At 29.9% G+C, this 12,885-nt stretch carries 9 protein-coding genes and 1 pseudogene; all 10 read left to right on the forward strand.

Features of this window, described 5'->3' with window-relative positions:
• The first annotated feature begins 154 nt into the window (after positions 1-154).
• The 10 genes and pseudogenes from Q4A58_RS03545 (at position 155) to thrS (ending at position 12,597) form a co-directional block, all read left to right on the forward strand.
• Positions 155-925, forward strand: coding sequence for a hypothetical protein (locus tag Q4A58_RS03545; protein ID WP_303116618.1), 771 nt, complete (start codon positions 155-157; stop codon positions 923-925).
• A gap of 272 nt (positions 926-1,197) precedes the next feature.
• The gene (locus tag Q4A58_RS08070) at positions 1,198-2,097 is read left to right on the forward strand and encodes a hypothetical protein (protein WP_368501088.1); all 900 of its coding nucleotides are present in this window, start codon (positions 1,198-1,200) and stop codon (positions 2,095-2,097) included.
• A gap of 78 nt (positions 2,098-2,175) precedes the next feature.
• Positions 2,176-2,310: pseudogene (locus tag Q4A58_RS08075) on the forward strand (hypothetical protein); the annotation flags it as partial.
• A gap of 90 nt (positions 2,311-2,400) precedes the next feature.
• The gene (locus Q4A58_RS08080; protein ID WP_368501090.1) at positions 2,401-3,087 is read left to right on the forward strand and encodes a YadA-like family protein; all 687 of its coding nucleotides are present in this window, start codon (positions 2,401-2,403) and stop codon (positions 3,085-3,087) included.
• Between the two features lie 163 nt (positions 3,088-3,250).
• On the forward strand, positions 3,251-3,739 hold the full coding sequence (locus tag Q4A58_RS03555) for a hypothetical protein (protein WP_303116628.1): 489 nt from the start codon (positions 3,251-3,253) through the stop codon (positions 3,737-3,739).
• Positions 3,740-3,862: 123 nt separating this feature from the next.
• On the forward strand, positions 3,863-4,462 hold the full coding sequence (gene yqeK, locus Q4A58_RS03560; RefSeq protein ID WP_303116619.1) for a bis(5'-nucleosyl)-tetraphosphatase (symmetrical) YqeK: 600 nt from the start codon (positions 3,863-3,865) through the stop codon (positions 4,460-4,462).
• Positions 4,459-6,588 (forward strand): ribonuclease R, encoded by a 2,130-nt coding sequence (rnr, locus tag Q4A58_RS03565; protein WP_303116621.1) that lies wholly within the window; start codon positions 4,459-4,461, stop codon positions 6,586-6,588. The genes yqeK and rnr overlap by 4 nt, the downstream gene beginning before the upstream one ends.
• Entirely contained in the window at positions 6,585-7,031 is a 447-nt protein-coding gene (gene smpB, locus Q4A58_RS03570) for an SsrA-binding protein SmpB (RefSeq protein WP_303116622.1), read from the forward strand. Before rnr ends, smpB begins: the two co-directional genes overlap by 4 nt.
• Before the next feature lie 81 nt (positions 7,032-7,112).
• Positions 7,113-10,604, forward strand: coding sequence for a hypothetical protein (locus Q4A58_RS03575; protein ID WP_303116623.1), 3,492 nt, complete (start codon positions 7,113-7,115; stop codon positions 10,602-10,604).
• A 76-nt stretch (positions 10,605-10,680) separates the two neighbouring features.
• Positions 10,681-12,597, forward strand: coding sequence for a threonine--tRNA ligase (gene thrS, locus Q4A58_RS03580; protein ID WP_303116625.1), 1,917 nt, complete (start codon positions 10,681-10,683; stop codon positions 12,595-12,597).
• Positions 12,598-12,885 lie beyond the last annotated feature (288 nt).

The following is a 12,885-nucleotide window of genomic DNA, read 5'->3' on the forward strand; positions in this document are numbered from 1 at the left end:
ATTTTAGTATAGCACGAATGATTTTTTTATGCAAATTCAAATAAAAAAAATTAATAGTTTTGACATTTTTAAAAATTTATCATAAACTGTATGTGAAAAAATTTAGTTATATAGATTTATAGATTAAAATAAATAAGTTTAAGGAGTGAAACTAATGAAATTAAGAAGTGTAGAAACAGCTTTGAGAGCAGATGTAAGTCAACATGTTCCAAATGCAGTAGATGCAATAGGGATTTTTGATAATTTGGTACAGCCGATATTTCCATTTCCTTTGCCAGAGCTATCTGTTATTCTTTCATTTGAAGAAATGGAAGGACCAACTATGTATGAGGTGAGAATTAATTCGCCAGAGGATGAACTTATATCAAAAGGAAGTTTTGGAGTGTTACCAGATCCATTTGGTTATGGAAGAAAGGTTATTAATTTAGGTTCTATGCTAATTCCTACTAGAGGGAATTATACAATTGATGTTTTTGAGATGTCAGCGGATCAAAAATTGAAGTTTGTAAAAACGGATAGATTATTTGTGGCAGACTTTCCTCCACAAAGAGAATTTACAGATGCAGAAATAGAAGCTATATTAGCAGATGACACTTTAATAAAAGTTGTGAAGACAGAGTTTAAGCCTTTAGAATTTGCTGAAGATCCCAATGTTGAAGCAGTTAAATTCCAAATATCACTGGATAAAAACTTGGCTCTTGAAGAAGGTCATATAGCATTACCGGAGGATGATATAGTGGAAATAAATGGGAAAAAATTCGATATGACAGGAATGAGAAGGCATATTGAGTGGATGTTTGGTCAGCCTATTCCTAAGCCAGAGGAAATTCAAGAAGAACAAGAAAAAAATGTAAATGAAGAAGAAAAAGATGAAAAAGAAAAGAATGAGAAAAAAGATAAAAGTTCTCTAAAATTACCCTTTTAAAAAATATTAAAAATGAATCAAACATACAAAATAAATTCTCAAAAATAGTTCCAGAAAAAAATGGAGCTATTTTTTTATAAAAAATTTTTCCTTTTCTCCCTAATTAAAAAAATGCAAAGCAGGAAATTTTATATATTTCAAATTCAAAAAATAAATAATAAAATAATTTTAAATAAATCGTACAAATTTGTTGCATTTTTTTTTTTTTTGATACAATAGAAATAAGATAAGATTATATAAAATTAAATAAAAAATAAAAAGAGGTGTTTAATATGAAAAATAGCTTAAAATTTATAACACTTACATTATTAATTTTATTGGCACAATCATCTTTAGCACACAAATATCAGGCAGGAAATGGAAGTGTAGCACATTCGGAAGAAAGCGTTGCAGTTGGAATTGACAATGAAGCAGGGGAAAGTTCTGAACCAGCAATAAATTATTACTCTTCAGCAGTAGGAGTAGAAAATAAATCCAGTGGGTATAAAAGCTCTGCTTTTGGATATAGAAATAAAGCCAGTGAGCTTGAAAGCTCTGCTTTTGGAAATAATAATAAAGCAAAAGGAAAAAGAAGTTCCGCTTTTGGAACAGATAATGTGCTTTATCCTGACGCAAAAGAAAGTACAGCAGTAGGGGCTAAAAATAAAGTCTATGGAGAGGAAAGTTCAGCCTTTGGATATGATAATGCTGTTGGTTCTGACGCAAAAGAAAGTACAGTAGTGGGATATTCTAATATGGCATTAAAAGAAAAAAGTTCCGCTTTTGGATATAATAATGAAGCCATAGCAGAAGAAAGTTCCGCTTTTGGATATTGGAATTCAGCCTTAGAAATAGACAGTTCCGCTTTTGGATATAAAAATAGAGCTGATGGAATTCGTTCTTCCGCTTTTGGAAGTACAAATAAAGCTTACGGATCTGGCTCATCTTCTTTTGGAACTCAGAATACAGCCCTAAAAGAAGGAAGTTCGGCTTTTGGATTTCAAAATAAAGTTGAAGGTTGGGGAGCTGCCGGATTTGGATGGAGAAATGAAGCTATTGGAGGTGGCTCATCTTCTTTTGGATATAATAATAAAGCTATGAAAAGAGGAAGTTCGGCTTTTGGTAGAAATAATAAAACCAGCGGAGATTATAGTTCCGCTTTTGGTTCAAATAATGAAGCCAGCGGAAATTAAAGTTCCGCTTTTGGTACAGAAAATTATGCAGGTGGAAAAGAAAGTTTAGATTTTGGACGTAGAAATGAGGCACGTGGAGATTATAGTTTAGCTTTTGGTTCAAACAATAAATCGAGTGGAATTGATAGTTTAGCTTTTGGAGCGAAAAATGAAGTTTCAGGAGAAAAATCAACAGCAGTCGGATATGGAAATAAAGTAAGCGGAAATAATTCAGGAGCTTTCGGAGATCCTAATATAGTAACAGGTCATCGTTCTTATGCCTTCGGTAATGATAATACAATAGCTGGCAATGATAACTTTGTATTGGGATCTAATGTAAATATAGCGGCAGGAATAACAAATTCAGTGGCGCTAGGAAATAATTCAGCAGTAACATCTTCTAATGAGGTATCAGTGGGTTCTGCAACTTTAAAAAGAAAGATAACTAATGTTGCAGATGGTGAGCTGTCAGCTACATCAACAGATGCAGTAACAGGAAGACAGCTTTATAATGCAATGCAAAATAATGTTGGAACAGAGAATTTAAGAGCAGAGGTAAATGAGAGATTTGCAGAGGTAAAATCTGAAATAAATCATGTCGGTTCACTAAGTGCAGCTTTGTCGGCTTTAAAGCCTATGCAATATGATCCGCAAGCGCCAAATCAAATAATGGCAGGATTTGGACATTACAGAAATAAGCAATCCATAGCAGTTGGAATGAGCCATTATTTTGGTGAAAATGTTTTAATGACGGCAGGTCTTGCAATAGGCAGTGAAAGAAGAGTGAAGACTATGGCAAATGTAGGTTTAACTTGGAAGCTAGGTAAGGGTGGAAGTTCATCAGCAACTAACACACCTAGTTATATAATGCAAGATGAAATGAATAGACTTGCAAAGGAAAATAATCAGCTAAAGGCACAAGTTAATTCACAAAACGATAGAATTAATGCGCAGGCACAAGAAATTGAGCTTATGAAGCAACAATTAAATATTTTATTGAAGAAAAAATAATTTTAGTATGGGAGAAATTTTCTCCCATATTTTAATAAAACTAAGTTATAAAAAAAATCTATTGCAAAGGAGGAATGAGCTTTCACATAATCCTATTAAAAACTGAAAATTTTTTAATCATCGGAATTAAAATTAAAAAAATTATAGGAGGTTTATTATGACTATGAAAGATGTAATTTTTGAAATTTTAAGAAAGCAAATAGGAGAATACGCAAGCGCAAAAAAACTTCAGGAAAACTTAGGTCTAAGTCTGACTTTTATTTATATGCTTGTAAAGAACGAAAATATAAAGTCAAAAAGCAGATACGGCAGAAGAGAATATGAACTTTCCTCTTTTTTAAACAGCTTAAATTTCAGCACCAATATGTATCCAATATCAAATCCTCTAACACAAGAGGATTTTTATATTAACAATTTCTTTAACTGGTCGCCTAAAAATGAGATAGAAACATTTTTAGAAAATATGCTTTTGGATAACTTAGGAGAGTTTTGCTCCACAAAAGATTTAGTTCAAATGTTTGGCATAAGCAAGACAAGCTGGTATGACTTAATGGAAAGAGGAGCCATAATGTGCTTAAATATAGAGAGCAGAAAAATAATTGTAACTCGTTCTTTGCTTCCCTTTTTAAGAGAGGCTATGCAGGAAATTTAAAATTTTTTAAAATTTTGTTTAAAGGGGCTGTGATGCCCTTTTTAATTTTTTAAATAACGAGAGCTAAAAGCATAAATATATGGTATAATTAAATATTAAAATATAAAGAAAAAAGAGGTATCTATGGAGTATTCTTTTAAAGAATTGTCTGAAATTATAAAATTAAAGCTTAGCCCTAAGAGGTTTAAACACACTATGTCTGTTGTTGATATGAGTGTTAAACTGGCTAAAAATTATGGAGCAAATATAGAAAAATGTAAGATAGCTGCCCTTTTACATGATGCTTGTAAGGAAATGAATGTAGATGAGATGAAAAAAATCTGTAAGGAAAATTTTATGATGGAACTATCAGAAGAAGATTTAGAAAATACAGATATTCTACATTCTTTTGTAGCTTCATATTGGGTAAAAAAAAATTTTAATATAGAGGATGAAGAAATTTTAAAAGCAATAAAAAATCATACTTTAGGAAATAAAAATATGGGCTTAGTTGAAAAAATAGTTTATATAGCTGATGCCATAGAAATGGGAAGAAACTATCCTGGACTTGAAGAGATTAGAGATTTAACTTTTGAAAATTTGGATAGAGGAATTTTACTGGAAGCAGAAAAAAAAGAAAGTTATTTAAAAAAATTGGGCAAAAAATCTCACAAAAATACTAAATTGATGGAAGAAGATTTATTAAAAAATATTTCTATTATCAAAGAGGAGGCTGAAAAATGAACTTAGAAAAAGACTTAGAAAAATTAAAAGAGGTACTTAAAAAAAAGAATTATCTTTCATTTGATGAAGCTACTAAAGTTTTAGAATGGTCTACTAAAAATAAAAAGAGTAATAAAGCAATAATTATGTCTTGGGTAGATGATGGGGAGCTAAGTATTGTTAAATCTGGGAAAATAACTTTGCCTGAACAAGTAGGTTTCTTGAAGGGGACTTTTTCCATTGTAAAAGATAGATTTGCCTTTGTTGATATAGAAAAAAAAGGAGAAGAGAAAGAGGGAATATTTATTCCTAAATCAGCTTTTAATAATGCTTTAGATGGAGATACAGTTTTGGTTAGAATTACAAAGGAAAAAAATGAAGATAAGGGAGCTGAAGGGGAAGTTGCAAAGATTATCAGTCATGAAAAGAAAGTAATAATTGGAATATTACAAAAGAATAAAACTTTTTCCTTTGTTGTGCCTACTCGTTCTATAGGTAAGGATATATATATTCCTAATGAATTGACTATGGGAGCTGAAAATGAGGATTTAGTAGCGGTTGAAATAACTTTTTGGGGTGATGATTCAAGAAAACCGGAAGGAAAGGTTATTAAAATATTAGGTTCAATAAGCAATACAAAAAATATGATAGACGCACTTATCTTTAGAGAAGGATTAAAAACAGAGTTTTCAACTGAAGCTATGTTAGAAGTTAAAGAAATGATAGAAAATTCGGTAAAAGAAAAGTGGGAAGGAAATAGAAAAGATTTAACTAAATTACCTATAATTACTATAGATGGTGAAGATGCAAAGGACCTAGATGATGCAGTTTATGTTGAGAAATTAGAAAATGGAAACTTTAGGCTAATTGTAGCCATAGCAGATGTTTCACACTATGTAAAATTTAATTCAAAACTTGATTTAGAAGCTAGAGAAAGAGGAAATTCAGTTTATTTAGTTGATAGAGTTTTACCGATGTTTCCAAAAGAAATTTCAAATGGAATATGTTCCTTAAATGAGAGAGAGAATAAGATGACCTTTAGTTGTGAAGCAGAAATAGATGCAAATGGAAATGTTGTAAGTGCTGATATTTATAAGTCAGTTATAAATTCTGTCCACAGAATGACTTACACTGATGTAAATAAGATTTTGGATGGCAACGAAGAACTAAGTAAAAAATATAGTGATATAAAAGACATGTTACTTGAAATGCAAGAGCTATCAAAAATATTGAGAAGTAAAAAATATAAGAGGGGAAGTATAGATTTTGAATTACCAGAGATAAAAGTTACTTTAAATGATGATGGGACTGTAGCTGCAATTGGGCAAAGGGAAAGAGGAGAAGGAGAGAAAATCATAGAGGACTTTATGATTGTTGCAAATGAGGTTGTAGCAGAAAGAATTTTTTGGTTAGACATTCCTTCGGTTTATAGAACACATGAAAAGCCGACAAGAGAAAGTATAGCTAGCTTAAATGAAACTCTAGCTAAGTTTGGATATAAGATTCCTAATTTGGATAATATACATCCTAAACAGTTTCAAGAAATAATAGAAAATTCAAGAAAAAGAGAAATTAATATGTTAGTCCATAAAATGATTTTAATGGCACTTAAACAAGCTAGATATACTGTTGAAAATATTGGGCATTTTGGATTAGCTTCAAAATTTTATACACATTTTACCTCTCCTATAAGAAGATACTCAGATCTTATGGTTCATAGAATCTTGAATAATATAATTTCAGAAAAAGCTAAGAAAAATTTTATTTATGAAGATGAGTTAATGGAAATATGCAGTCATATTTCTAAAACTGAAAGAGTTGCTATGAAAGCTGAAGAAGAAAGTATCAGAATAAAATTAGTGGAGTATATGTCAGATAAAGTGGGAGAAGTTTTTGAAGCAGTTGTAAGTGGTTTTAGCCAAAGAAAGGTATTCTTTGAAACAGCTGAAAATATTGAATGTAGTTGGGATGTGACCACTGCAGAGCATTACTATGAATTTGATGAGATTAACTATGTAATGGTAGATAGAGATAATAAAGAAAAAGTATACAGCTTAGGTGATAAAGTAAAAGTTATTCTACAGAAAACAGATTTTTATACTTTGGAAATCTCTGTTAGTCCAATTGAGCTGCTGGAGGATAAATGATAATTGCAAATAATAAGAAGGCTTTTTTTGATTATTTTATAGAAGATAGATTTGAAGCGGGAATAGAATTAAAAGGCAGCGAAGTAAAATCTGTCAAAGCTGGAAAAGTGAGTATAAAAGAATCTTTTATAAGAATAATTAATAATGAGGTTTTTATAATGGGAATGTCTATAGTTCCATGGCAGTATGGTTCTGTTTATAACCCAGAAGAAAGAAGAGTTAGAAAGCTTTTACTCAACAAAAAAGAAATAAGAAAGTTGCATGAAAAAGTAAAAATAAAAGGTTATACAATAGTACCTCTTGATGTTCACCTATCTAAAGGCTATGTTAAAATTCAAATTGCAGTGGCTAAAGGAAAGAAAAATTATGATAAGAGAGAGAGTATAGCTAAAAAGGATCAGGAGAGAAATATAAGAAGAGAACTTAAAGTTTCAAAGAGATAGCATTTTACAGGTCTAAAATATAGAAAAAATATTAAAACTGTGTTATAATTTATAATTAAAAAATTTTTAGGGAGAAATTAAATGAGAATAAAAGCCTTTTTCTTTTTTTTGGCTATGATAGTATTTTTTTCAAATTCTTACTCAGATACAATAAAAGCAGATAGTGATGAAGTTGTAGTAGATCTAAATACAAATACTTTGACAGCAGAAAAAGGAATTTCAGTAAAAAGCGATAGTGTAAGTGGTCTTTTTTATAAATTGGAAAGAGATCCTAAAACTGAAATTATAAAATTTTCTGAATCTGCACTTGTTAATTTAGAGCAAAGTACGGGAAATATAAAAATAGAAACTGAAAGAGGAACTCTGGACCGTTTAAAGGAAAAGGGAGAATTTTATAACAACTTTGCTTATATAAATGTTGCTAAGACTACAGGAGCAGAAGCACCAAATGACAAAGTTTATTTTGGTAGCCCTTATGTAAAGTACGAAGACGAAAAAATTTCTTATCAGGATGGCTGGATAACAACAGATTTTAGAATAGTTAATTTCCCGGATTCACCCAAAAAAGCTGGTTATCATATATTTTCCAAAAATGCGGATATAGAACCTGATAAACAGATAACTTTATATAACTCTAATCTTTTTGTTAAAGAAAGAAATATTTTTCCTTTTAATATTCCTTGGTTTAGAGCTAATATAAGGAAAAACTCAAAAGTCCCTTTATTTCCAACTTTTAAATCTTCAGATGACTACGGATTTGAAACTTCGTGGGGATTTTTATATGGTAATAGAAAGGATAAATATAGAGGAGGTATAGCTCCTAAGTTTTCTGATAAAATGGGTCTTTTAATTGGAAGATGGGAAAACTGGTATAGTTCGGATTTAGGTGAAACTAAACTTGATATAGATGATTTGCTAATCTATTCAAAAGCAAAAAAAACCAGTAACAATAATATAGGGCAATTAAGTGAATATGAAAAGTCTCATAAGAGATATAGATTTTCTTTCTCTCAGGAGTACTCAGGTGAGAAAGGTTACTTTGATCTAAAAGCAATTAATTCAACCAGAAGTATGGTGGGGAAATTATCTGATATAATGCAAAAGATGGACGATAATAATATTTACAAAACTTTGGGTATAGATAGGTATAAATATGATAAAAATATAGGTTTTTATACTTTAAGTGCAGATTTAAAAAATCTAGGAGAGGATAAAGACTTAAGTTTAAAAGCAGATTTAAGTTTAGTAAGTGATAAAAAAGGCTATGGCTTAATAGTGTACGACTCCATAGATGACATAGGTTATGGTTCTAATATAGATCATGATTTGTATTCTAAACTTTATGCAGTTAAAGATAATGAGAAATATAAATTATCAGCAGGATATAAATATTTATATGACCTTGATCCAGGTTCTACCGGTTTAGATCTACAATCAAAAGATGAGCAAGTGGCTGTAGATTATTTACACAGAGCAAGTGGACTGGAGCTAAAATACGATAAAAGAATAGGAAATGACTACAGAAGATTTTCATTATGGGAAAAAGATATTAAGACTACCTTAAGACAAAAAAATATCTTAGGTATAGATATGAATTATGTTCCAACGACTATAGTAAAATATGAAAAGAATGATCATGAGAAGATAAATGGAATTTTAGGTAAGTATAGCTTAGGGGCTTACACTTTTAAACCGAAACTAAGTTATGAGGATAATGAGAAAAAGCTAGATTTATCTAAGGATAAGTATAGAGTTTCCATGTTGGGAGATAGCAGAATTTCGGATTATAATAGATTTGAAAATATAATTTATGAAGAAAAGATAGAAAAAAGAATGGATTTTGATTTATCTAATGAAAAAGAGGTATATGGTTTTGGAATAGGAGAAGCTAAAGAAAAAATATGGGATAGGACTGGACTTTTTGATGGTTCTTACAGAGATTATAAAAATGAGTCCAAATTTTTTGAATTGACTTTAGGTAGAAAAAATATAGAGAGCTCTTTTGGGAAATTTCATATTTTAAGTAGTTTTAGACAGGACTCTTATAAAAATTCAAGCGATAAAACAAATGTTTTAAATTTAAAATTAGGTCATGAAATAAGCTTTAGTAAAAATCTTAATAATAATTTGAGTTTGGAATTTCAAAATTTTAAATTTTCTGGAGATGTAAAAAGAGAAGAGCAAAGGCATATAAACAAAGTTAATTATATAAAAATAGAAGATGAAATTAAATTTAAAACCAAAAATTTAGACACAGTTTTTACGACGAGCTACAAGGAAGCTAAAGATTCATATGGAAAAAAAGCTCTTAACAGTAGGATATTTTTAAATGAAATAGCATTTAAAACAAAATATGATGAAGAATTTAAACTTTTTTTTGATGAGGATAGAAGATATACTTCTAAAACACTTTCTGGAACAAATTTAAATGATTTATCTAAAAGAAATTATGGCTTTAATTATAGTAAGAAAAATCATAGTTTTTCGTTTTCTAATTTGGATATGAAATTTAATGTCAAAGATTTTGTTTCTCCTATTGAAGCTGAAGAAAAGATAAATGAGAATAGATTTACATATTCTTACAGGAGAGAAAATGATAAAATAACACTATCTTATGCTCAGGGAAAAGATAAGGTAGAGAGTTCTGCTGGAGGAAGATTGAATAAAAAAAATACTGATTATTCGGTTCTTTATAATACTTTTAATCAAGACAGGGAACAAGATTTTTACTTTAGTTTTTCTGAAAATGACTATGGTACTTTAAATGAAAGTAGTAGCATAAGAAATACTGACGTATATAGATTTAGCTATGAATATAGAGATAAAAGATTCGAAAAAGAAGAGCTTATAAAATATGCTACTCTTGAATATGAAAAGCCTAAAGATGAAATAAGTATAGAAGATGTTGAGACAATAAAAAATATTTTGGAGAGAAGTCAAAAATTTAATAGACAGTTTGAACTTACTAGAATTTCTGATGAAACTTTTAAAATAGGTAACTATAAAAAAGCTTTTAAATTTTATATTACTATGGAAAAGAATGACAAGAGATATTCAAAAACTGGAGATTTGATGAAATCACTTTCTAAGTTAGAAGGTGGGTTAAGCTATACCTACAATAGATTAGGGGTGGGCTATACTTTTATTGAAAAGTCTGATTGGAAAAGAAGTTCAGGAAGCTATGAATGGAAGAAAAACAGTAGAGAACATGAACTAAGCGTTTATGCTAAAATAGGTAAACCTAGCCAAGGATGGAAGTTAAAAACCTATGCTAAATTTTATGAAAATTTAGCAGATAAGGCTTCTGCTACAGCAAATAGAAAGAAATCATTAGACGGTATTGGAATTGAAATAGGGAAAGAGATGGGCTTCTATGAATGGGCACTTTCCTTTGAAAATAAATATAGTGCGACAACAAAAAATTATGAATGGAGAGCAGGGCTTCATTTCACATTGTTGACCTTCCCTAATGATTCTATATTTGGAGTTGGAGCAAAAGACAGTGGAAGTGGAAGCACAAAACCTGATGGTTACCTGTTAGACAGACCTAGCCCTTTGAATAGCAAAAAATAATGAAAAATTAAATTAAAATAATTGAGTACTAGCTTATAAATTATAAGCAAAATGTATAAAAATAATGGAGGAAAAGATGTTAATTCGATTTTTAGATGGACAGACAAGAGAATATGAAAATAATATTAACATGTTCGAAATAGCAAAGGGGATAAGCAATTCCCTAGCTAAAAAATCTGTTGGAGCAAAAATTAATGGAAAAAATGTAGATATGTCTTATATATTAGATCATGATGCTGAAGTGGAGTTTATTGATATTGAAAGTTCGGAAGGAGAATATATAGTGAGGCACTCAACTGCTCACTTGATGGCTCAGGCGGTATTGAGATTATATCCAGACACGAAGGTAACAATAGGACCAGTAGTGGAAAATGGTTTTTACTATGATTTTGATCCAGTTGAACAATTTACTGAAGAAGACTTACAAAAAATTGAAGAAGAAATGAAAAAAATTGTAAAAGAAAATATAAAATTAGAAAAATTTATTTTACCTAGAGATGAAGCGATAGAATATTTTAAAACTGTAGATAAAAATAAATATAAGGTTGAGCTTGTTGAAGCAATTCCTGAGGAAGAGCAGGTGTCATTTTATAAACAGGGAGATTTTACAGATCTTTGTAGGGGAACACATGTACCTTCAACTGGCTATTTAAAAGCATTTAAATTAAGAACTGTTGCTGGAGCATATTGGAGAGGGGACTCTAAAAATAAAATGCTTCAAAGAATTTATGGTTATGCTTTTTCAAATGAAGATAGATTAAAGAAACATTTAAAATTTATGGAAGAAGCTGAAAAAAGAGACCATAGAAAACTTGGAAAAGAGTTGGAGCTGTTCTTTATGAGTGAATATGGACCAGGCTTTCCATTTTTCTTGCCAAAGGGTATGGTATTTAGAAATGTACTTATAGATCTTTGGAGAAAGGAACATGAAAAAGCAGGTTATGACCAATTAGAAACTCCTATTATGTTAAATAAAGAATTATGGGAAACATCAGGACATTGGTTTAACTACAGAGAAAATATGTATACATCTGAAATAGATGAGCTTGAATTTGCTATAAAGCCAATGAATTGTCCAGGTGGAGTTTTATCTTTTAAACATCAACTTCATTCATATAAAGATTTACCAGCAAGACTTGCAGAGTTAGGAAAAGTTCATAGACATGAGTTTTCAGGAGCTTTACATGGACTTATGAGAGTGAGATCTTTTACTCAGGATGATTCTCATATATTTATGACACAAGAGCAAGTACAGGATGAAATCATAGGAGTTGTAAATTTAATAGATAAATTCTACAGTAAATTATTTGGTTTTGAATATAACATAGAGCTTTCAACTAAACCTGAAAAATCTATAGGTTCTCAAGAAATTTGGGATATGGCAGAAAGTGCTCTTGCAGGAGCCTTGGATAAACTTGGTAGGGAATACAAAATTAATCCAGGAGATGGAGCATTCTATGGACCTAAGCTTGATTTTAAAATTAAAGATGCTATAGGAAGAACTTGGCAATGTGGAACTATACAGCTTGATTTTAATTTACCTGAGAGATTTGATGTAACTTATATAGGAGAAGATGGAGAAAAACATAGGCCTGTAATGCTTCACAGAGTTATTTATGGTTCGATAGAAAGATTTATAGGAATTTTAATTGAGCACTATGCTGGAGCCTTTCCAATGTGGCTAGCACCAGTTCAAATAAAAGTTTTAACTATAAATGATGATTGTATTCCTTATGCTAAAGAAATTATGATAAAGCTACAAGAATTAGGAATAAGAGCCGAACTGGATGATAGAACAGAAACTATTGGTTATAAGATAAGAGAAGCAAATGGAAGATATAAAATTCCTATGCAGCTTATAATAGGAAAGGCTGAACTTGAAAATAAAACTGTTAATGTTAGAAAATTTGGTTCACAAGAGCAAGTTTCAAAATCATTAGAAGATTTTTATAGCTATGCTGTTGATGAAGCTGCAATAAAATTTGATAAATAAAATGAATAAAAATAAGGCTGTTGCAAAGCTTATATAAAAAAATTATTTAAATGCAACAGCCTTTTTAAATGTGGCTAAGTAAATAAAAATAAAATATTGTGAAAGAGGAAGTAAGTCAATAAGATGTGAATAAATTCTAATATAATTATAGCAAATAAATTACCTATTTTAAATAAAAATATATGAAATTTAATATAAATTGAATACTATCTTATCAAAATAAATTTATAAAAAATATAATATAATTATACAACCCTAAATTCCAAAATTATCTTTAGTAAAACAATT

The organism is Fusobacterium sp. (genome assembly GCF_030528405.1).
In the GTDB taxonomy this organism is placed as follows: domain Bacteria; phylum Fusobacteriota; class Fusobacteriia; order Fusobacteriales; family Fusobacteriaceae; genus Fusobacterium.